18 protein-coding genes and 1 riboswitch are annotated in these 20,114 nt (G+C 69.1%); of the genes, 11 read left to right on the forward strand and 7 right to left on the reverse strand.

Annotated features, from left to right (window positions below; all coding sequences use genetic code 11):
- Positions 1-262: 262 nt before the first annotated feature.
- The 5 genes from AC1DJ5_RS06860 to AC1DJ5_RS06880 all read left to right on the forward strand — a co-directional run bounded on the left by AC1DJ5_RS06860 (position 263) and on the right by AC1DJ5_RS06880 (position 6,095).
- Positions 263-1,021: a 3-oxoacyl-ACP reductase gene (locus AC1DJ5_RS06860; RefSeq protein ID WP_477020097.1), complete on the forward strand. Its 759-nt coding sequence runs from the start codon at positions 263-265 to the stop codon at positions 1,019-1,021.
- 33 nt (positions 1,022-1,054) lie between these two features.
- Complete coding sequence (locus AC1DJ5_RS06865; protein WP_477020098.1) at positions 1,055-1,804, forward strand: SDR family NAD(P)-dependent oxidoreductase; 750 nt, start codon at positions 1,055-1,057, stop codon at positions 1,802-1,804.
- Positions 1,805-2,085: 281 nt separating this feature from the next.
- Positions 2,086-3,126 carry a tRNA dihydrouridine(20/20a) synthase DusA gene (gene dusA / locus AC1DJ5_RS06870; protein WP_441455303.1) on the forward strand — a complete coding sequence of 347 codons (1,041 nt, stop codon included), beginning with the start codon at positions 2,086-2,088 and terminating at the stop codon, positions 3,124-3,126.
- Between the two features lie 232 nt (positions 3,127-3,358).
- Positions 3,359-4,183: a sulfite exporter TauE/SafE family protein gene (locus AC1DJ5_RS06875; protein ID WP_477020099.1), complete on the forward strand. Its 825-nt coding sequence runs from the start codon at positions 3,359-3,361 to the stop codon at positions 4,181-4,183.
- A gap of 91 nt (positions 4,184-4,274) precedes the next feature.
- Positions 4,275-6,095: a methyl-accepting chemotaxis protein gene (locus tag AC1DJ5_RS06880; RefSeq protein ID WP_441455305.1), complete on the forward strand. Its 1,821-nt coding sequence runs from the start codon at positions 4,275-4,277 to the stop codon at positions 6,093-6,095.
- A gap of 155 nt (positions 6,096-6,250) precedes the next feature.
- On the opposite strand, the gene metB is transcribed toward AC1DJ5_RS06880, so the two are convergent.
- Together metB and metX are read right to left on the reverse strand one after the other, a co-directional pair.
- Entirely contained in the window at positions 6,251-7,429 is a 1,179-nt protein-coding gene (gene metB, locus AC1DJ5_RS06885; RefSeq protein ID WP_477020100.1) for a cystathionine gamma-synthase, read from the reverse strand.
- Complete coding sequence (gene metX / locus AC1DJ5_RS06890; RefSeq protein ID WP_477020101.1) at positions 7,426-8,493, reverse strand: homoserine O-succinyltransferase MetX; 1,068 nt, start codon at positions 8,491-8,493, stop codon at positions 7,426-7,428. Before metX ends, metB begins: the two co-directional genes overlap by 4 nt.
- 79 nt (positions 8,494-8,572) lie before the next feature.
- Positions 8,573-8,698: riboswitch (SAM riboswitch) on the reverse strand.
- 445 nt (positions 8,699-9,143) lie between these two features.
- On the opposite strand from metX, the gene AC1DJ5_RS06895 reads away from it, so the two are divergent.
- Positions 9,144-10,877, forward strand: a complete 1,734-nt coding sequence (locus AC1DJ5_RS06895) for an amino acid kinase family protein (protein WP_477020102.1) — start codon at positions 9,144-9,146, stop codon at positions 10,875-10,877.
- Between the two features lie 2 nt (positions 10,878-10,879).
- On the forward strand, positions 10,880-11,842 hold the full coding sequence (locus tag AC1DJ5_RS06900) for a homoserine kinase (protein ID WP_477020103.1): 963 nt from the start codon (positions 10,880-10,882) through the stop codon (positions 11,840-11,842).
- 62 nt (positions 11,843-11,904) lie between these two features.
- On the opposite strand, the gene AC1DJ5_RS06905 is transcribed toward AC1DJ5_RS06900, so the two are convergent.
- Entirely contained in the window at positions 11,905-12,234 is a 330-nt protein-coding gene (locus tag AC1DJ5_RS06905) for a hypothetical protein (protein WP_441455311.1), read from the reverse strand.
- A gap of 187 nt (positions 12,235-12,421) precedes the next feature.
- Here AC1DJ5_RS06905 and AC1DJ5_RS06910 point away from each other — a divergent pair, with 187 nt between their 5' ends.
- A complete protein-coding gene (locus tag AC1DJ5_RS06910) occupies positions 12,422-13,372 on the forward strand; it encodes a DUF5996 family protein (RefSeq protein WP_477020104.1) in 951 nt (316 codons plus the stop codon).
- 176 nt (positions 13,373-13,548) lie between these two features.
- Here AC1DJ5_RS06910 and thrC read toward each other — a convergent pair whose 3' ends face one another.
- Positions 13,549-14,937 (reverse strand): threonine synthase, encoded by a 1,389-nt coding sequence (gene thrC / locus AC1DJ5_RS06915; RefSeq protein WP_477020105.1) that lies wholly within the window; start codon positions 14,935-14,937, stop codon positions 13,549-13,551.
- Between the two features lie 154 nt (positions 14,938-15,091).
- Here thrC and AC1DJ5_RS06920 point away from each other — a divergent pair, with 154 nt between their 5' ends.
- Complete coding sequence (locus tag AC1DJ5_RS06920) at positions 15,092-16,084, forward strand: aspartyl protease family protein (protein ID WP_477020106.1); 993 nt, start codon at positions 15,092-15,094, stop codon at positions 16,082-16,084.
- On the opposite strand, the gene ypfJ is transcribed toward AC1DJ5_RS06920, so the two are convergent.
- The 3 genes from ypfJ to erpA all read right to left on the reverse strand — a co-directional run bounded on the left by ypfJ (position 16,039) and on the right by erpA (position 17,928).
- Positions 16,039-16,890: a KPN_02809 family neutral zinc metallopeptidase gene (ypfJ, locus tag AC1DJ5_RS06925; RefSeq protein ID WP_477020107.1), complete on the reverse strand. Its 852-nt coding sequence runs from the start codon at positions 16,888-16,890 to the stop codon at positions 16,039-16,041. The two genes, AC1DJ5_RS06920 and ypfJ, sit on opposite strands and share 46 nt — an antisense overlap.
- An 81-nt stretch (positions 16,891-16,971) precedes the next feature.
- Positions 16,972-17,361, reverse strand: coding sequence for a hypothetical protein (locus tag AC1DJ5_RS06930; protein WP_477020108.1), 390 nt, complete (start codon positions 17,359-17,361; stop codon positions 16,972-16,974).
- A gap of 225 nt (positions 17,362-17,586) precedes the next feature.
- On the reverse strand, positions 17,587-17,928 hold the full coding sequence (erpA, locus tag AC1DJ5_RS06935; RefSeq protein ID WP_477020173.1) for an iron-sulfur cluster insertion protein ErpA: 342 nt from the start codon (positions 17,926-17,928) through the stop codon (positions 17,587-17,589).
- 115 nt (positions 17,929-18,043) lie between these two features.
- On the opposite strand from erpA, the gene AC1DJ5_RS06940 reads away from it, so the two are divergent.
- Positions 18,044-19,231 (forward strand): deoxyguanosinetriphosphate triphosphohydrolase, encoded by a 1,188-nt coding sequence (locus AC1DJ5_RS06940; RefSeq protein WP_477020109.1) that lies wholly within the window; start codon positions 18,044-18,046, stop codon positions 19,229-19,231.
- Between the two features lie 82 nt (positions 19,232-19,313).
- Positions 19,314-20,105 carry an SPOR domain-containing protein gene (locus AC1DJ5_RS06945; RefSeq protein ID WP_477020110.1) on the forward strand — a complete coding sequence of 264 codons (792 nt, stop codon included), beginning with the start codon at positions 19,314-19,316 and terminating at the stop codon, positions 20,103-20,105.
- Positions 20,106-20,114: the final 9 nt, after the last annotated feature.

Genomic DNA, 20,114 nt, shown 5'->3' on the forward strand with positions numbered 1-20,114 from the left:
TTCGATGAAGGGGCCGCGTGTCTCCTTGACCGTTCATCCCGGCGGAGGTCGGGATCCAGACTAGGCAGCGCGCATCTTAGCTGCGAGCCGGGCATGGCGATGAGCTTGCAGCCAAAGCACTGGATCCCGGCGTCCGCCGGGATGAGCGGGGGGTAAGGGGGGCGCTTCTTGCGGTCTCGGATAAGGGCTGCGCCCTTTCCGGGATGACGGGGGAGGGCGGGCGGCCTATGGCTCGGCTTCGTTCTTCAGCGTGAGGCAGGCCATGGAAATCCGCGATCAGATCGTTCTCATCACCGGCGGCGCGCGCGGCGTGGGCGCGGCGGCAGCGCGGGCCTTCGCCGGGCAGGGCGCGCGGGTGGCAGTCAACTGGCGGGCCAGCGGGGCGCAGGCCGAGGCCCTGGCCGCCGAGCTGGGCGAGCGGGTCATCGCGGTCCAGGCCGACGTGACCGACCGGGCGGCGGTCGAGGCCATGGTGGCCCAGGCCGAGGCGCATTTCGGCGGTGCGATCAGCACCGTGGTCAACAACGCCCTCGACTACAGCTTCAACGGCGACGCGCGGGCGCAGATGACGGACATCGCCTGGGCGGACATGGCGAGCCAGTTCTCGACCGTGATCCACGGGGCGCTGAACGTCATCCAGGCGACGGCGCCCGGCATGACGGCGCAGAGCTTCGGCCGGGTGGTCAACATCGGCACCAACCTGTTCCAGAATCCGGTCGTGCCCTATCACGACTACACCGCCGCCAAGGCCGCCTTGCTCAGCCTGACGCGGACGGCGGCGGGCGACCTGGGCCCGTCGGGGATCACGGTCAACATGGTCTCGGGCGGGCTGCTGCGGACCACGGACGCCAGCGCGGCGACGCCGGATGCGGTGTTCGACCTGATCGCCGGGATGACGCCGTTGCGCTCGGTCACCACGCCACAGGAGTTCGCCGACGCCATCCTGTTCTTCGCCTCGCCGTGGAGCCGGGCGGTGACGGGTCAGAATCTGGTGGTCGACGGCGGTCTGGTCAGGGATTAAGCCTGCGTCGAAATTCCTGAAAGCGGAGCGGACATGAGCGGCACGATTCTGATCACCGGGGCCACGGCGGGCATCGGTCAGGCGGCGGCGCGCCGCTTCGTCGGCGCCGGCTGGAAGGTCGTCGCCACCGGCCGTCGTCAGGAACGTCTCGACGCCCTGGTCGCCGAACTGGGCGCGGACAAGGTTCACGCCGCCGCCTTCGACATGCGCGACGAGGCCGCCATCGACGCGGCGCTGGACGCCCTGCCCGAAGGCTTCCGCGAGATCGACGTGCTGCTGAACAACGCCGGCCTGGCGCTGGGCACGGCCGCGGCCCAGGACGCGGACCTGGACCAGTGGCGTCAGATGATCGACACCAACATCACCGGCCTGGTGACCATCACGCGGCGCCTGTTGCCGCGCCTGATCCAACGCAAGGGCGCCATCCTGAACATCAGTTCGGTGGCGGCGACCTATCCCTACAAGGGCGGCAACGCCTACGGCGGGACCAAGGCCTTCGTGCGCCAGTTCTCGCTGGGCCTGCGCGCGGACCTGCACGGCACGGGAGTTCGGGTCACCTCGATCGAACCCGGCATGACCGAGACCGAGTTCACCCTGGTCCGCACCGGCGGCGACCAGGGCGCGTCCGACGCCCTCTATGGCGGCGCTCAGCCGATGACCGGCGAGGACATCGCCGAGACCCTGTTCTGGGTCGCGACCCTGCCGCCCCACCTGAACATCAACAGCCTGGAGCTGATGCCGGTCAGCCAGTCCTTCGCCGGCTTCCAGGTCGCGCGCGACTGACAATCGCAGGCATGATGGGATGGTCAGCTCCTACCCTACCCGTCATCCTCGGCCTTGTGCCGAGGATCCAGAGACTCGACGCGGGACGGTCTTTCGACATGACCTGCATGCCTCTTCGTGTCTGGATCCTCGGCACAAGGCCGAGGATGACGCCGGGGGGAGGGCTTCTGCGACCTCCCTTGGGATGACGGCCGTTGGGGGCACGGGCGGGCCAGTCGCCATTCCGGCCCATTGTCTCTATAGGACGCGGCCATCGCCCGAACCGCCGCGCCCTTGAGGTCATGACGCCACATCCGCCGCACAGACTGTCCGTCGCCCCGATGATGGACTGGACCGACCGCAACTGCCGGGCGTTTCACCGCGCCCTGAGCAGCCGGGCGCTGCTCTATACCGAGATGGTGACGGCTCCGGCGGTGATCCACGGCGACCGCGAGCGGCTGCTGGGCTTCGACGCCGTCGAGCATCCGGTGGCGCTGCAACTGGGCGGGTCGGACCCGGCGCAACTGGCCGAGGCGGCGCGGATCGGCGAGGCCTATGGCTATGACGAGATCAACCTGAACGTCGGCTGCCCCTCGGACCGGGTGCAGTCGGGCAAGTTCGGCGCCTGTCTGATGCGCGAGCCGGAACTGGTGGCCGACTGCATGGCGGCGATCAAGGACGCGGTCAGCGTCCCCGCCACCGTCAAATGCCGCATCGGCGTCGATGATCAGGATCCCGAGGTCAGCCTGTTCGCCACGGTCGACGCCTCGGCGGCGGTCGGCATCACCCACTTCGTCGTCCATGCGCGCAAGGCCTGGCTGAAGGGCCTGTCGCCCAAGGAAAACCGCGACGTGCCGCCGCTGGACTACGCTCTGGTGCGGCGTCTGAAGCGCGAGCGGCCGCATCTGACCATCTGCATCAACGGCGGCATCGGCGATCTGGATCAGGCCGAGGCGCACCTCGATGATGCTGACGGCGTGCAGTTGGACGGGGTCATGCTGGGCCGCGCCGCCTATCATGAGCCGGCGCTGCTGGGACAGGTGGACCGGCGGCTGTTCGGGATGGATGTCGAGGACGTCGATCCCTTCGCCGCCATCGAACGCTACAAGCCCTACATGGCCGGGCGGCTGGCCGAGGGCGCGCATCTGGCCGGCATGGCGCGGCATATGCTGGGCCTGATGCACGGCCGGGCTGGGGCGCGCGCCTTCCGCCGCATCCTGACGGTCGAGGGCGTCAAGGCCGGGGCCGGGCTGGAGGTCGTGGACCGCGCGGTCGAGGCCGTGCGCGAAGCCGAGGCGCGGCATAGCCGGTTGGGTGAAGCGGCGTCGGAAGAAGCCGCCTGATCCTTAAGCGCCACCGCATTCTTTCGTCATCCTCCGGCTTGACCGGACGACCCAGCGGCGCCGCAGGCGATCTCTACTGAAAGCGTGGCGGGTGACGGTTTCGCCCTCCAGGCGCCGCTGGGTTCCCCGGTCGGCGCCGCTGCGTTTTGCCGGAGCATGACGAAAGGGGGGCGGGGCGGGTTGACGCCCTTTCCGGGATGACGCTGGCGGGTTGCACCGCTATGCCCAAGCCATGAGCGCTCTGCCCCTGTCCGACCTCGCCATGATGTTCGCCGCCCTGATCGCGGCGGGCGCGCTAGCGGGGGTGATCGGCGGCCTGTTCGGGGTCGGCGGCGGGACGGTGCTGGTGCCCGCGCTCTTCTATGCCTTCGCGGTGCTGGGCGTCGGCGGCGAGAGCAATCTGCACGTCGCCATCGGCACCTCGCTGCTGACCATTGTCGCCACCTCGCTGCGGTCGCTGGCGACGCACCGGGCGCACGGGGCGGTGGATGAGGTGGTGTTGAAGACCTGGACGCCGTGGGTGGCGTTCGGCGGTCTGGTCGGGGCGGCGATCGCGGGCTTCACCTCGATGGAGGGGTTGGCCATCGTCTATGGCGTCTGCCTGTTGCTGATCGCCATGCAGATGGGGCTGCTGCCCGAGCGCATCACCCTGCGCAAGGACCTGCCGACGGGCTGGGGACGGCGCGGGATCGGCACGGGCATCGGCCTGCTGTCGGCCATGATGGGCGTCGGCGGCGGCAGTTTCGGCGGTATGACCATGACCCTGTGCGGACGACCGATCCATCAGGCGGTGGCGACGGCCTCGGGCTTCGGTCTGGCTATCGGGGCGACGGCGGCCCTGGGTTTCGCCGCCTTCGGATGGGACGCGCCGGGCCGTCCGCCGCTGTCGCTGGGTTACGTCAACGTGCCGGCGGCGGTGATCATGGGGCTGCTGACGGCGCTGACCGCCCCCTATGGCGCGCGGCTGGCGCACCGCCTGAACCGCAAGGTGCTGAGAAAGGCCTTCGCCGCTTACCTGTTGCTGACCGCCCTGTCGGTGGTGCTGAAGGCGCTCTGAGCGTTTCTAAGTAGAGTTCCGCTGTCGGACGATAAGGCTTTGGCGAACTGTGCGGCGCAGGAGGAGGGCTTAGTTCCTCCGAGCGTAAAAAATGCTGCAGCATCTGTCGGTTCCCAAGAAGCTCCTCCTGTCCTTCGCCGCCGTGATCGGCGCCTGCGGGATGGCCACTCTGGTGGTGTTGTGGAGCGTGGCGGCGCTGCAACGCGCCGACGCCGCCGACGCCGCTTCGAACGCCATTTTCAAGGGTTCCGATCTGCTCCTGGCTGCAGCGGTCGAGCAACAGAACGCCGTGCGCGGCTACGTCGCCACGCGCGATCAGGAATTCCTGGGCCATTACGAGGAGGCGTCGGGCAAGTTCACGGCGCGTTTGGCGGATCTGGCCTCGCTCGACGCGACGGCCGCCTATCGCGCCGAGCAGGACAAGCTGAATGCGGCGGGCAAGGCCTTCCGTGAGGACGCGGATCGCGAGATCGCCCTGGCGCGAGACCCGGCGACCCATGCCCAGGCTCTGTCCGGCCTCAAGCAGGCGGTGCGCCTGTTCGACGTTCGCGCCGCCATATCGGCCATCCAGGAGAAGGAAGCCGTATTGGCCGCCCAGCGGCAAAAGGCCAAGACCCTCGCTTTCGAAGAGGCCTACTGGAGCTTCGCGATCGGCGGCGCGCTGGCGCTGGTCATCGCGCTGGGGGCGGTGGCCTGGCTGATCGGCGCCCTGAGCCGTCCGGTCGAGGCGATGACCCGCGCCATGAGCCGGCTGGCTTCGGGCGACCTGAACATCGACATCCCGGCGGTCGGCCGTCGCGACGAGATCGGCCATATGGCGGACGCCGTCCTGACCTTCAAGCAGAACGCCGAGGAGAAGGTGCGGCTGGAAGCCGAGGCCGAGGTCCAGCGCGCCGCCGCCGAACAGGCCCGCGTGTCCCAGGCCGAGCGTGAGGCAGAAGCGGCCCGCCAGCAGGCCCAGGTCGTCGACGGTCTCGCCGCCGGTCTGGATCGCCTGTCGAGCGGCGAACTGGCCTTCCGTCTGAACACGAGCTTTGCGCCTCAATACGAACAGCTGCGCGCCGACTTCAACGGGGCGATGGCCAGGCTGCAGGACACGATGCGCGGCATCGTCGACCGTTCCAGCGCCATCGGCGCCAGCGCCCATGAGATCAGCCAGGCGTCGGACGACCTGTCGCGCCGCACCGAGCAGCAGGCCGCCTCGCTGGAGGAAACCGCCGCCGCTCTGGAGCAGATCACCGCCACCGTCGCCCGCTCGGCCGAGGGCGCCGTCGAGGCGGGCGGCGTCGTGGACGGAGCTCACGAGGAGGCGGTCAAGGGCCAGGCCGTGGTCGGCCGCGCCATCGCCGCCATGGGCGAGATCGAACGCTCCTCGAACGAGATCGGCAACATCATCGGCGTGATCGACGAGATCGCCTTCCAGACCAACTTGCTGGCCCTGAACGCCGGGGTCGAGGCGGCGCGCGCGGGCGACGCCGGGCGTGGCTTCGCCGTCGTGGCCTCGGAAGTGCGGGCCCTGGCCCAGCGTTCGGCCGCGGCCGCCAAGGCGATCAAGACCCTGATTTCGGCGTCCAGCCGCCAGGTGGGCGAAGGCGTGCAACTGGTCAGCGACACCGGCGAGGCGTTGAAGCGGATCGGCGGCCAGATCGAACGGGTGACGGCCATCGCCGGCGAGATCGTCGCCTCTTCGCAGGAACAGTCCAGCGGCCTGCAACAGGTCAATATCGCCGTGGCCCAGATGGATCAGGTCACCCAGCAGAACGCCGCCATGGTCGAGGAATCGACCGCCGCCAGCCATTCCCTGGCCCAGGACGCCCGCGAACTGGACCGGATGATGGGGGAGTTTTCGCTGGACGACGCCGCGATGGACGCGCGTGGTCAGCAGCAGCGGTTGGCGCGCGCGGTGGGTTAAGGTCCACTTTCCTCCCCATTTTATGGGAGGGGGACCACGAAGTGGTGGAGGGGGCGATGCAAACGTCAGCCGTGGAGTCGCCCCCTCCGTCACGTCGCCTTCGGCGCCGCGCCACCTCCCCATCGCTGCGCGACAGGGAGGAAAGCGCCTAAGCGTCAGGCTGCGGCGCGCAGCACCAGGGCGTCCAGCGCCTGGGTCAGGTCGGCCAGGATGTCGTCCTGGTGCTCAAGCCCGACCGACAGGCGGATCAGGCCGTCGGTGATGCCGGCGACGACACGCGCTTCGGGCGTCATGGCGGCGTGGGTCATGGTGGCCGGGTGGGCGATCAGGCTTTCGACGCCGCCCAGCGACTCGGCCAGGGTGAAGATGTCCAGGCCCTCGATAAGGTCGCGCACGGCGTCCGTGCCGCCGTTCAGCTCGAAGCTGAGCATGGCGCCCGGTCCCGACTGCTGGCGCGTGGCCAGGGCGTGGCCGGGGTGGGACTTCAGGCCGGGATAGTGGACGGCCTTGACCGCCGGGTGCTGTTCCAGCACGGCCGCGACCAGACCGGCGGTGGTCTGCTGGCGCTCGATGCGGGTGAACAGGGTGCGGATGCCGCGCAGGGTCAGATAGGCGTCGAACGGCGAGCCGGTGACGCCCAGACAGTTGGCCCACCAGGCCAACTGCTCGAAATCGGCCGGATCAGCCGCGATCACGGCGCCGCCGACCACGTCGGAGTGGCCGTTGATATATTTGGTGGTCGAGTGGACGACGATGTCGGCGCCCAGTTCCAGCGGACGTTGCAGAGCCGGCGACAGGAAGGTGTTGTCGCAGACCACCTTGGCCCCAACGGCGTGGGCGCGACGACAGACGTCGGCCACGTCCACCACGCGCAGCAGCGGGTTGGACGGGGTCTCGATCAGAACCAGTTTGGCGCCGTCGGCCAGGGCCGCGTCCAGGGCTTCGCCGTCGTTCTGATCGATGAAGGCGACGCGGAAATGGCCCTTCTTCGCCCGGGCGGTCAGCAGGCGGTGGGTGCCGCCGTAGCAGTCGTGCGGCGCGATCAGCAGTTCGCCGGGGTTGAGCAGGCTCAGCGGCAGATCGACGGCGGCCATGCCGGTGGCGGTGACGACGCAGCCGGCGCCGCCTTCCAGCTCGGCCAGGGCCTCGGCCAGGACGTCGCGGGTCGGGTTGCCCGAGCGCGAGTAGTCGTATTTCCGTTTCTGGTCGAAGCCGGCGAAGGAATAGTTGGACGACAGGTACAGCGGCGGCATGACCGCGCCGTGGGCCGTGTCCGTATCCACGCCCGAGCGGGCGGCGATGGTGCGGGGATCGGCGGGGCGGGCGCGGCTCATTGGTCGATGTCCTTGAGTACGGAAGTCAGGATGTCAGCGACCAGAACGTCTTCCTTGAGGAAGGCGTCGTGGCCGTAGAGGGAGGGAGATTCCACGAAGCGCCAGAGGTTGGGCAGGCGCGCGGCCAGCTCCCTCATGTCGTCGATGGGGCAGAGGCGGTCGCTGGTGAAGCCGACCAGGGTGACGGGGGCGCTGATCGCCTCCGGTTCGACCCGGTGGCGGTCGAGGGAGTCCGACAGGGTCAGCCAGCGCGAGGGGGTGGTGCGGTCGCGATAGGCCCGGCCGCGAGATTGCAGGTAGTCGCAGACGGGGTAGGCCTGACCCGCGTGGCTGGGGGCCTCAGAGTCGAAGCGCTCGCCGAACTCGTCGGGCGTGCGATAGGTGGTCATGGCCAGTTCGCGGGCCAGGCCGACGGCCTGATCCACGCGGCCGGTGTCGAGGCCCAGCTGCAGGATGCGGCGCTGGATCCCGCGCCAGGCCGTCGCCAGCGGGTGAGGGCGGTGGGCGGCCGACACCACCACCAGCTGCTCGGCCCAGTCGGGGAAGAGCTCGCCGAAGGCCAGGGCGATCATGCCGCCGTAGGAGCAGCCGATGAAGGCCGCGACCTTGTCCACGCCGAGGTGATCCAGCAGCAGGGCCAGCAGCCGCGCCTGATCCTGGGTGGTGATGGTCAGCGGCGGCTTGGCGTCCTTGGCGTCAGGGCCGAAATCGGGCGCGAAATCAAAGGCCAGGACGCGGAAACGGTTCAGGTCGATGGGGGCGCGGACGCCCACGGCGCCGGACCACCAACCCAGGCCCTTGGTCTCGGTGCGGTGGACATAGCGGTCGGCGGAGATGCCGCCCGCCACGACGATCAAGGGGGCGTTGGCCTTGCCGTGCAGGCGCCCGACGACCTGTTTCTGGGTCAGCGTCCCGCCGAAATCCAGGGGGAAGCCGTCGGGGATGGGGACGAAGACGTCATGGGCCCCGTCGCGCTGAAGCAGCTCGGAGGGGCGACGTGCAGAGTCGGACCGACAAGCGGGCTCTTCGGCGGGGGCGATGGGGTCGATCAGGGCCAGGGTCATGGATCTCGTCACTCAGCAAAACGGCCCACCGAGGAACCCATGCAGTGACAGATCGTGGAGCGTCGCCTCGTCGATGCTCCACTCATCTCTCGCAGCCCCCAAGACAAGTCTCGAGAACCCCGCAGGAGTTGGCACCGTTTCGGGCGGAACCCGATGGTTGCCCCGGCGTCAAAGGGCCTAATCCCTCAGCCGGTCTTGATGAGTGACCTTACGTTGCGGTTGCGAAGGGCGCCGGTCAAGCGGAAAAATTCACCTCATTTCGTTCTTCATCGGCATAAGGTTGGCGAAATACCGCATTTGCAGCCGTATGGAGCAAAAAATGTTCTTATCGGGGTTGACGCGGTGCGGGGTGGTGGATCACCCTGAGGAACGATTTTCAACCGGACGCCGCCTGTGCTTGACCGCCTCGCCCTCTCGCAGACCACCCGCCTCGCCGCTTCGGCGACGGGCCTCGTCGCGTCCGTGATTACGACCACCGGTACCACCACCACCATGCCCTTGCGGGCGGGGACCGGATGATGCGCGCCGCCTAGGCGAGAAACGCAAAAAACCGATCACCCCGCCCGGACCCCCGGGCGGGTTTTTTTATGGCCCGAACCTCACCGTCGTCTCCCCGAAATCCCCCCGACCCAGCCCTCAGGACCGCCCCGATGCCCGCTTCCGCCCTCGCCCTCGTCGCCGATGAACAGAAACCGCAGGCGGCGTCCGCCGCCGAAGTCGTGGTGCTGAAATTCGGCTCCTCGGTCCTGCGCAACGCCGCCGAGGCGCCCGCCGTGGCCTCGGAAATCTACGGCCACGTACGCGCCGGACGTAAGGTGGTGGCGGTGGTCTCGGCCCTGTCCGGCCACACGGACCGGCTGCTGGCCGACGCCCGGTCGCTGGGCCTGGACCACGAGAACGAGCTTCTGCCCGCCTATGTCGTGCTGGGCGAGGAGAAGGCGGCGGCCCTGGTCGCCATCGCCTGCGACCGGGTGGGGCTTGACGCGGTGGGTCTGTCGGTGCGGGAACTGGGCATCGTCGTCGAGGGCCCGACGCAGCACGCCCGTCCCGTCAGCCTGAAGGGCGCGCGGCTGCATGAGGCGCTGGCCGAGCACGAGGTGGTGGTGGTGCCCGGCTTCGGCGGCGTGCGGGCGAACGGTCGGGTGGCCCTGCTGGGCAGGGGCGGGTCGGACCTGACGGCGGTGGTTCTGGCCGCCGAGCTGGGCCTGGACCGGGTACGTCTGGTGAAGGACGTGGATGGCCTCTACGACCGCGATCCGGCCTCAGAGACGGGCACGCCGCTGCGCTATCGCCGCGCCAGTTGGGAGACAGCGCGCCGTCTGGGCGGGGCTCTGGTTCAGCATGACGCCATCGATTTGGGCGAGCGGCGCGGGGTCGAGATCGAGGTCGCCGCCCTGGGCCGCGCCGAGGGCACGGTGGTCGGAGAGCGCGGGGCGCCTCCGGGCCCGGTCCAGCCGAACGCGCCGCTGCGCGTGGCCCTGGCGGGTTGCGGCGTGGTCGGCGGCGGGCTGCTGAACCGTCTGCTGCCTGACAAACGCTATGAGGTGGTCGGGGTTCTGGTGCGCAATCCGGGCAAGGCGCGCGACGTGTCCGCGCCCGCCGACCTGTTCACCAATGACGTCGAGGCTCTGCTGGCCAAGAAGCCTGATCTGCTGCTGGAGGCCCTGTCGGAAGGCGAGGCCGGTCACGCCCTGATCCGTCGCGCGCTGGAAGCCGGTTGCGACGTGGTCAGCGCCAACAAGCAGGCCGTGGCCCGCGACCCGGCAGGCTTGCAGGCCCTGGCTGCGGCCAACGGCGCTCGCGTCGCCTGGTCGGCCTCGGTCGGCGGCGGCGCGCCGATGATCGAGACCCTGCGCGCCGCCCGCGCCGCCGGTCCCGTCGCCGGGTTCGAGGCGGTGCTGAACGGCACGGTCAACTTCATGCTGCAGCGCCTGGGGGAGGGCGCGGCTTTCGCCGATGCCCTGGCCGACGCCCGCGCGGCGGGCTTTGCGGAAGAAGACCCGTCCTCGGACCTGGAAGGCCACGACGCCGCCGCCAAGGTCAAGCTGCTGTCCTTCGAGGCCTTTGGCCGCGCCCCCGCCGACCTGCCGCGCGACGAGCTGTCGGCGGAAACGCCGCTGGGCGACCAGCCTGTGCGTCAGATCGGCGCCTGCCATGATCGCGACGGCTGTCTGGAGGCCTCGGTCCGGCTTGACGGCGATCTGAAAGACGCGCTTTTCCAGTCGCTGAACGGAGAGCGCAACGCCTTGAAAGTCTATGGTCAGGATGGTCGCGTCTGGACGTGCAAGGGGCGCGGCGCGGGGCGCTGGGCCACGACGGAGAGCGTGCTGGCCGACGTGGCCGACGTGGTGCGCGCCCGTCGCGCGGCGGCGGAGCTGATCTAGATATGGCTGTCTTTACGCCCGTCACGCCGGATCAGGCCGCCGACTATCTCATGCGTTACCCCCTGGGCGATCTGGTCGCGCTGACGCCGATCGCCGAGGGGGTCGAGAACACCAACTACAAGCTGGAGACGACTCAAGGGGCCTATGTCCTGACCCTGTTCGAGGGGCGCACCGACGCGGCTTCTCTGCCCTTCTGCCTCGGCCTGACCCGGCATCTGGCGGCGCGGGGCTTTCCCACGCCGTCGCCGGTGGCGGACCATCAGGGCGAGATCATCGGCCGTCTGAACGGTCGGGCCGCCGCCATCCTCAACTGGGCGCCCGGCGCCTGGAAACGCCAGCCGTCGGACAAGGAACAGTATCGCGCGGGTCAGGTCCTGGCCCTGCTGCACCTCGACGCCGCCGACTATGCGGCTGAACGCCAGAACCCGGTCGGGCCCGAGGCCTGGGCGGCGCTGGCCGCGCGCTGCGACGGCGTGGCGCGTGGGGCGGATCGCCAGATGCTGGATCAGATCAAGGCCCTGCTGCCGCGTCTGGCCGAGCCGTGGAGCGATCCCGCCCTGCCGCGCGGGCCGATCCACGCCGACTACTTCCCCGACAACGTCCTGTTCGCTGTGAACGAACATGGCAAGAGCGACATCGGCGGGGTCATCGACTTCTATTTCGCCTGCAACGACGTGCTGGCCTACGACCTGGCCATCGCGCTGAGCGCCTGGGGCTTCGACGCCGAGGGGCGGCCGATGCACTCGGCCCTGCGCGCCTTCCAGAAGGGCTATGAATCCGTGCGTCCCCTGACGCCCGCCGAGGCCGAGGCCCTTCCGGGATTGGGGGCTGCGGCGGCGGTGCGCTTCACCCTGACCCGCCTGCACGACCGCATCTTCCACGACCCCGCCAACCTGGTCACCCCCAAGGACCCGGCGCCCTTCTTCCGGCGGTTGGACTACTGGCGGGCGGTGGAGGCGGTTTAGTCTGGAAAATGCAAAACAAGGCGGCCTCGGGGCCGCCCTGTTCCATTTAATGTACGGGCTTGTTACCAGTCGTGCGGCAGGTAGGGGCCCATGGGCGAGCAAACCCACATCGGCGTCTTGACCTCATAGCCGGTGGGTAACTGGGGTGTCGTAATCCAGACCCAATCTCCTGATTGAGTGCAGCCATCTGATGCGCTGGCGATCAGATTGGTCAACGCGGCGTCGGAATAGACATCCCGCTGGTAGGCGATCGGATAGCATCCGTCGCGGCCCATGCAGTAGATTCCCTCCCCTGGGACATACTGCTGCACCATGGGCATCGGCGCGGCAGCGCCGACCATCGTAGACATCGTCAGGCCCGCCAAAGCGATGCCCATCACCTTCAAAGACATGGAATCCTCCCTAATAGCCAAGCTGGCGACCGGAAGTAGGCATCGACCCGTGCGCAATTTTAAATAACAATGTTGTGTTATGTTTCGCTGAGGTGTGATCCATCCGCCGGTCGCCCAAGTCGGCGCGGATCCATGCAACGATCTTCTCGCGTCAGACTTCAGGGAAGGGAACCGGCGAGGACTCCTGATGACGTCGCATGACAACGCGCAGACATGGCCAGACCTGTCGGCCGCGTCGCTGTGGCCGACGATGGAGACGCTGCAGTTGTGGGCGCAGGTCGTCGGCAAGGTCAGGCTGTCGCAGACGCCCTGGCTCAACCACGGCTGGCACGTGACGCTGCGGGTGTCGGCGCGGGGGCTGACGACGGGCCTCATTCCCCATGGCGCGGTCGGTTTCGAGATGGAGTTCGACTTCATTGCCAGTGAACTGGTCATCCGCGTCAGCGACGGGGGCGAGCGCCGGATCGCGCTCAAGCCCGGGGCGGTGGCGGACTTCTATGCGGAGGTCATGGGCGCGCTGGCATTGCTGGGCGTAGCGTGCCGCATTGATCAGACGCCGGACGAGATGGCGGAGGCGACGCCCTTTCCCGAGGACCGGCGACATCGCCTCTATGACGCGGCGGTGGCTCGGGACTACTGGCGCGCCCTGGTGCAGGTCGATCGCGTGTTGAACGGTTTTCGCACCCGGTTCCTGGGCAAGTGCAGCCCGGTGCATCTGTTCTGGGGCGCGTTCGACCTAGCCGTGACGCGGTTCTCGGGACGGCGGGCGCCGCTGCATCCGGGCGGGGTGCCGCACCTGCCCGACGCCGTCACGCGCGAAGCCTATTCGCACGAGGTGTCCAGCGCGGGCTTCTGGCCCGGCGATCCGGGGCGGGGGCCGTGCTTCTACGCCTACGCCTATCCCGCGCCGCCGGGATTCGACGCGGCGGCGGTCCAACCGGCTGCGGCGCGCTGGGACGCGGGGCTGGGCGAGTTTCTGCTGCCCTATGAGGCCGTCAGGACCGCAGCCGATCCCGACGCCGTGCTGAGCGCCTTCCTTGAGAGCACCTATGAGGCCGCCGCCGATCTGGGCGGATGGGATCGCGCTGGGCTGGAATGCGCGGAGGGCCGCCCCCGCCACCCCCGATGGGTGGGGTGACGGCGCAGGTTGGGGCTCACATTCGGCCCGCTTTCTTGCCGTCATCCCTGGCCCTGTGCTGGGGATCCAGAGACTCGAGGGAAGACGAAGGAAACGCCGAGCTCGGATTTCAACTGTCGTGTTTCTGGATTCTCGGCGCAAGGCCGAGAATGACGAACAAAATATAAGCTCCCGACCTAGCCCGCGAACCCTTTCACCGCCGCCAGCGCCGCCTCGGCCGTGTTGTCGATCACGGTCAGACGTTCGGGCCGGTCGCCCAGGGCGCGGATGACGGGAGCGGGTTCGGGTTCGAAGCCCAGCACGTTCGAGACGAAGGCGCCGAACTTGGACGGGTGGGCGGTGGACAGGGCGACGACGGGGCCGTCAGCGCGGTCCAGCTGGCGCGCGGCGGCCAGGGCCACGGCCGTGTGCGGGCAGACGACGCGGCCCCAGGCGGCGTGGGCGTGGGCGATCTCGGCCTGGGTCGTGGCCTCGTCGATGGAGACGGCGGAGACCTCGGCTTTCAGTGCGGCCAGCAGGTCCGGCGACAGGGTGACGGAACCGTCGCGGGCGAAGGTCTCGAACACCGCGCGCGTTGCCTGGGCGTCGCGGCCCGAGGCCTCATAGACTAGACGTTCGAAGTTCGACGGCGCCTGGACGTCCATCGACACGCTGCCGCTCTCGACGGCGGGGCGGCGGGCGTAGACGCCCTCGTTGATGGCGCGGGCCAGGGCGTCGTTCTGATTGACGGCGGCGACGAAGCCGTTGACCGGCAGGCCCATCTTCTTTGCGGCGATGCCGGCGAAGGCGTCGCCGAAATTGCCGGTCGGGACGACGAAGGTCGCCGCCTGACCCAGCTGGGCCGTGGCCGAGATATAGTAGGGGATCTGTCCCGCCAGTCGGCCCCAGTTGATCGAATTGACCGACGACAGGCGGCGGCCTTCGCGCAAGGATTCCTCGGCCAGCAGACCCTTCACCAGACGCTGGCAGTCGTCGAAGTCGCCGCGCACGGCCAGGTTCAGGACGTTGTCCGCCTGCACCGTCGTCATCTGCTTGCGTTGCACCGGCGAGACGCGGTCCAGCGGGTGCAGCACCACCAGATTGATGCGTTCGGCGCCGGCGAAGGCGCGCACGGCGGCGGCGCCGGTGTCGCCGCTGGTGGCGGTCAGCAGGGTCAGCTTCTGGCCCGTCGCGGCCAGGGCCTCGTCCGACAGGGCGGCGACCAGCTGCATCGCCAGATCCTTGAAGGCGGCGGTCGGGCCGTGGAACAGCTCCAGCACGAACAGGCCGGGCTCCAGCTCGACCAGGGGCGTCACCGCGGGATGGTCGAAGCCCTGGATCAGGCGGTCCAGTGCGCGGTCGAGCGCGCCTGCAGGAAGGGCGTCGCCGATGAAGGGGGAAATCGCCTCCCTCGCCATCTCGGCATAGGTCCGTCCGGGCCGCGCCGCGTCGGCGGGCAGGGTGGGCCAGGCCTGCGGCATGTAGAGGCCGCCGTCGGGGGCGATGCCGCGCAGCAGGGCGTCGGCGAAACTGGTCGGGGCGGCGTCGCCGCGCGTCGAAAGGTAGCGGTCGGGGGAGGAGGTCATGACGGGTCGTTTCTAGCCGTAGGGCGGCGCTTCGTCATGATTATTTTGCGTCTGCGAAGGCGATTTTGGGGTTTTGCGCAACAAGATGACGGCGGGATGCAAGAAGCGGCGCCGGGGCTGGCGCAACGTCGCGGTCCGGTCCATGTCAGGGGCGATGAGACGCCGTTCCTTTCTGATCCGCGCGGGCGCCGCCGCGGCCGCTGTCGGCGGCGGCCTGTGGCTCAAGGACCATGTGATCTGGCGTCGGCCCAAGCTGGGATTCCCTGAGGGCGGGACCAGCGGCTGGCTGCCGTTCGTGGTGAATGACGCCGCCACGCCGACCGTGCGGGCGCGGATCGCCGGGCGCGAGGTGACAGCCCTGATCGACAGCGGCGCCCAGTATTCGGTGATCGACCGAGGGCTGGTGGAGGCCCTGGGCCTGACGACCTTCTTCGACATGCCGCTGGTGGCCTATGGCGTCGGGGGCCAACCGCAGGTCGGGCGCGGGGTGACGCTGGACGTGACGGTCGGGGCGATGCGGATCGGCGCCCTGCGCACCGCCATCCTCGACCTGGGGCCGCTGGCGGCGGAGGCGGGGCTGGGCGCGCCGTTGGTCCTGGGTCAGGACGTTCTGAGCGAGGCGGTGCTGGATCTGGATATGAAGCGCAGACGCGTCCGCCTGGCCGATCCGGCGGCTCATATCGTACCGCCCGCCCTGCGTCCCGTTCCGGTCAGGCGGACGGGAACGGCCCTGACGGCCGAGGTGACGGTCGAGGGGGCGGTGATCCGCGCCGTGGTCGACACCGGGTTTTCATCTCTGATCGCCCTGAGCCAGGGCGCAGCCGAGGCGGCGGGCCTGCTGGACGGCCGGCCCGAGACGGCGGGCTCCAGCATCGTCCTGGGCGGGGTGGCTCCGGCGCGGGTGATCGAGGCGAAAACCGTCACCTTCGGCGACGACCTGTGGCGGTTCGTGCCGACGCCGGTCTTCAGCGACGGACCTTTGCCCCATGCGCCCGACGCCCTGCTGGGCGTGGCCGCCTTCGCGGATCGCGAAGCGGTGCTCGACCTCGGGCGCGGGCGTCTGCACGTCTCGTCCCAGATGGACCTGACGGTGGGTAGACGTCAAAGCCCCTTGAAGGTGTCGCAGGCCGCCGGGTCGCCGGTCTGATAGCCGCGTTGCAGCCACTCGACCCGCTGGGCCGAAGAGCCGTGGGTGAAGCTTTCGGGCGAGACGCGGCCGCCGCCGCGACGTTGCAGCGCATCATCGCCGATGGCCTGGGCGGTCTTCATGCCTTCTTCCAGATCGCCGGGCTCCAGCGCCACCTGACCGTTGGACACGGCGGCGGCGTTCTTGGCCCAGACGCCGGCGTAGCAGTCGGCCTGAAGCTCCAGCGCGACCGAATACTTGTTGCCCTCAGCGCGGCTGCTGGCCTGCTGCTGGGCGCGCTGCACTTGCCGGCTGGCGCCGGTCAGGTTTTGCACGTGGTGGCCGAATTCGTGGGCGATGACGTAGGCCTTGGCGAAGTCGGCGCCCGAGGCCCCCAGCTTGGTCTCCATCTCGCGCCAGAAGCCGAGGTCCAGATAGACCTTCTGATCGGTGGGGCAGTAGAAGGGGCCCATGGCCGACTGGCCCATGCCGCAGCCGGTCTGGGTGCCCTGTTCGTAGAGGACCGTGGTCGGCGGGGTGTAGCCGCGCAGCTTGGTCTTCCACACGTCGTTGATGTTGGAGCCGATGACCTCGACGAACTGACCCGCCTGATCCTCGGGCGAACCGAGCTTGCCGGCCTGCTCGGTCTGGCTGGCGCCGCCGAACTGGCTGGCGACCTGCTGGGTGGTGTTGGGATCGATGCCGAAGACGAAATAGCCGATGGCCGCCAGCACCAGAACGCCGATGCCGCCGCCCGCCACGGCCCCCCCGCCCATGCCGCGCCGGTCCTCGATGCCGCCGCCGCGCCGTCCGCCCTGCCAACGCATGATGTCGTCTCCGCCCTGAACCGATGCCCGAAACTAGGCCGAAACGTCGGGGAGCGCGAAGAGATGCCATCGTGACGGAGATCAGTTCGGGCGTCGATCCAGCCAGGCGTCGATCTCGGTGACGCCGCGCACCATCTGATCGCGGCGCGCGTCCTGAGCCTCGCGCGCCAGCCGTTCTTCTTCGGGCGAGGGGACATAGGCGATGGGCGGGGTCAGGGGCGGCGTCGCTTGGCGCGCGGCCTGAAGCTGCAGGATCGTCAGCTGGGCCTGCAAGCGCTGCTGCTGGGCCAAGGCCTCGCGCTCGGCGGCCTGATTGCGCAGACGCTCCATCTCGATCCGATGCTGGTCGGCGATGGCCGAGCCGGGATCATATCCGGGCGGCGGCGGACCCGGCCAGCCGGGCCAAATCTGGGCGTTCGCCGCCAGAGGCAGGGCGGCCAGCAGCACGGTCATGAGGATCAGGCGGCGCATGATCAAAACATGGGCGCCCGGTCGTCCCGCGCCAAGCGGGGTCGTTAACCGACAGGGGGGACGAGCCCAGTTGTTCCTTGATTTCACTCGTCATTCTCGGCCTTGTGCCGAGAATCCAGATACGCGGCCTGTCAGGGTGGAATGCGCCGTGGCCCCTATCGAGGTCGAGTCTCTGGATCCCCGGGACAAACCCGGGGATGACGGAAAAAGAAACGCTGGAAGGACCTAGATCGAAAAGCTGACGCCGCAGCCGCAACTGGAGGAGGCGTTGGGGTTGCGCACCACGAACTGCGCGCCGGCCAGTTCGTCGACAAAGGCGATCTCGGACCCCTTGAGGAAGGGGATCGAGACGGGGTCGATCACCGCCGCCTGACCGTCGCGGCGGATGATCAGATCATCGGCCTGTGCGGCGTCGACCAGTTCCAGACGATACTGGAAGCCCGAGCAGCCGCCGCCGTCGACGGCGACGCGCAGCATGACCGGCTTGCCCTCGGTCGCGGCCAGCTTGGCCAGACGCTTGGCCGCGCTTTCGGCCAAGACGATGCCTTCCGGCGCGCGGGCCGAAATGGCAAGCGACAGGTCGCGGACTGATTCTGTGGATTGGACGGTGCTCACGGCTCTCTATATGAGGAGCGGACAGGCATTCGCAAAGGCCTGCGCTGCAATAGAAGTGCTGTCCGCCTTGAGCCAGACCCGCGCGTCCTTCGCCGAAGACCCCGCCGCCAGCCGCGGCCGCCATGTCTTCGAGCCCGCCAGCCGCACCCGCACTCCCTTCGCGCGCGACCGCGACCGCATCATTCACGCCACCGCCTTCCGCCGCCTGAAGGAGAAGACCCAGGTCTTCGTGGCGCACGAGGGCGACCACTATCGCACCCGTCTGACCCACAGTCTGGAAGTGGCGCAGATCGCCCGGTCCCTGGCCCATGCCCTGCGGCTGGACGACGATCTGGCCGAGACCATCGCCCTGGCCCACGATCTGGGGCACCCGCCGTTTGCCCATGCGGGCGAGGACGAGCTGCAGGCCCAGATGGCCGACTACGGCGGCTTTGATCACAACGTCCAGAGCTTCCGCGTCATCACGGAGCTGGAAGTCCGCTATCCGAAATTCCTCGGTCTGAACCTGAGCTGGGAAACGGTCGAGGGCGTCATCAAGCACAACGGCCCGGTGATGCATCACCTGGACGAGCCGGCGTGGAAGACGGTCGCGGCCTATGCGCCCGGCGGGGCGGCGGACTGGGACCTGCGGCTCGACACTTTCGCCTCGCTGGAGGCCCAGTGCGCGGCCATCGCCGACGACATCGCCTATAACAACCACGACGTGGACGACGGGGTGCAGGCAGGCCTGTTCACCCTGGCCGATCTGGCCGAGGTTCCCCTGATCGGGCCGTGTCTGGCCGAGGCGCGCCGCGACTGGCCGATGCTGGACGACCGCATGATCCGTCTGGAGGCCGTGCGCCGCATGATCGGCATCATGGTCGACGACGTTCTGGCCGAGACCGAGCTGCGTCTGGCTGCGCACCGCATCGTCACCGCCGAAGACGTGCGCCGGGCGCCGGAGATGATGGTGCAGTTCTCGCCGGGGATGCTGGCGGATCTGGGCGTGCTGCGTCGCTTCCTGTTCGAGCGCATGTATCGCCACTATCGGGTCAACCGCACCCGCAGTCAGGCGCGCCGCGTCCTGTCGCAGCTGTTCCAGCTGTTCATGGCCGAGCCCGAGGTCATGCCGCCCGAATGGTCGGCGCAGGCTCTGTCGGACGATCCGGTCAAGCGGGCGCGGGCGGTGTGCGACTATATCGCCGGGATGACCGACCGCTACGCCATCGAAGTCCACGGCAAATTGTTCAGCCTCGACCTGGCGCTTGATCTGTGATTCGAAAGAGGCCACGGGCGGGCTAGACTGAACACTTCTCACGCGCCGATTCGCGCGCGAGCCGATCCAGAAAGCGCGACCCATGTCCTACGACGACGATCACCGAGGCAATCCCAACGCCGGCCGCGAGCGGGGGGCCTATACGCCGCCCACCGACGACGACCTGCCGTTCGAGCGTCGCAGCTATGATCCCCGTCGCGCGCCAGCCGCCAAGTCGCCGCCGATCACCCTGATCATCAGCGCCGTGGTGCTGCTGCTGCTGATCGTGGCCGTGGTGGTCTTCTATCGCTCGGGCGTGCGCTCTTCGACCGACGCCCCGCCCGCCGTGGGCACGCCCGTCGAAAGCATGAAGGTCGAGGCGCCGCTGGACGCCCAGCCGATCGACCCGGAAGCCGGCGTGCGCGTCTATCGCGACGGCGGCGAGGCCGTCGGCGCCGCCCCCACCTTCACCCCCGGTCCCGAAGCCGTCGAGCCGCGCCCCGCGCCGGCTCCCATCGCCCCGCCGGTCGCCGCCACCGCCCTGCCGCCCGCAGCGCCCGCCGTGGTTGCGCCCGCGCCGGTCGCCCCGGCCAAGCCTGTGACCCCTGCCGTCAAGGCCCCGGCGACTCCCGCTCCGAGCGCCCCCGCCGCTGGTGGTTCGTCGAGCGTGCAGATCGGCGCCTTCTCGTCGACCGCCATCGCCGACCGTGAATACGCCGCCGTCGCCTCGCGCTTCGGCTCGTTCGCCTCGGGCGCAGAGAAGCGGGTGCAGGAAGTCACCGCCGCCAACGGCTCGACCGTCTATCGCACCACCTTCACCGGCATGAGCCGCGAGCGCGCCGTCGCCTTCTGCAACGCGCTGAAGGCCGCCGGCCGCGACTGCATCGTCCGCTAGGGCCTGACT

This window comes from Brevundimonas sp. 01N35 (genome assembly GCF_056399785.1).

Bases quoted from the DNA above. Each gene is read 5' to 3' on its own strand.
- AC1DJ5_RS06860 (WP_477020097.1), top strand. From the start codon at position 263: ATGGAAATCCGCGATCAGATCGTTCTCATCACCGGCGGCGCGCGCGGC.
- AC1DJ5_RS06865 (WP_477020098.1), top strand. From the start codon at position 1,055: ATGAGCGGCACGATTCTGATCACCGGGGCCACGGCGGGCATCGGTCAG.
- dusA (WP_441455303.1), top strand. From the start codon at position 2,086: ATGACGCCACATCCGCCGCACAGACTGTCCGTCGCCCCGATGATGGAC.
- AC1DJ5_RS06875 (WP_477020099.1), top strand. From the start codon at position 3,359: ATGAGCGCTCTGCCCCTGTCCGACCTCGCCATGATGTTCGCCGCCCTG.
- AC1DJ5_RS06880 (WP_441455305.1), top strand. From the start codon at position 4,275: ATGCTGCAGCATCTGTCGGTTCCCAAGAAGCTCCTCCTGTCCTTCGCC.
- metB (WP_477020100.1), bottom strand. From the start codon at position 7,429: ATGAGCCGCGCCCGCCCCGCCGATCCCCGCACCATCGCCGCCCGCTCG.
- metX (WP_477020101.1), bottom strand. From the start codon at position 8,493: ATGACCCTGGCCCTGATCGACCCCATCGCCCCCGCCGAAGAGCCCGCT.
- AC1DJ5_RS06895 (WP_477020102.1), top strand. From the start codon at position 9,144: ATGCCCGCTTCCGCCCTCGCCCTCGTCGCCGATGAACAGAAACCGCAG.
- AC1DJ5_RS06900 (WP_477020103.1), top strand. From the start codon at position 10,880: ATGGCTGTCTTTACGCCCGTCACGCCGGATCAGGCCGCCGACTATCTC.
- AC1DJ5_RS06905 (WP_441455311.1), bottom strand. From the start codon at position 12,234: ATGTCTTTGAAGGTGATGGGCATCGCTTTGGCGGGCCTGACGATGTCT.
- AC1DJ5_RS06910 (WP_477020104.1), top strand. From the start codon at position 12,422: ATGACGTCGCATGACAACGCGCAGACATGGCCAGACCTGTCGGCCGCG.
- thrC (WP_477020105.1), bottom strand. From the start codon at position 14,937: ATGACCTCCTCCCCCGACCGCTACCTTTCGACGCGCGGCGACGCCGCC.
- AC1DJ5_RS06920 (WP_477020106.1), top strand. From the start codon at position 15,092: ATGAGACGCCGTTCCTTTCTGATCCGCGCGGGCGCCGCCGCGGCCGCT.
- ypfJ (WP_477020107.1), bottom strand. From the start codon at position 16,890: ATGCGTTGGCAGGGCGGACGGCGCGGCGGCGGCATCGAGGACCGGCGC.
- AC1DJ5_RS06930 (WP_477020108.1), bottom strand. From the start codon at position 17,361: ATGCGCCGCCTGATCCTCATGACCGTGCTGCTGGCCGCCCTGCCTCTG.
- AC1DJ5_RS06945 (WP_477020110.1), top strand. From the start codon at position 19,314: ATGTCCTACGACGACGATCACCGAGGCAATCCCAACGCCGGCCGCGAG.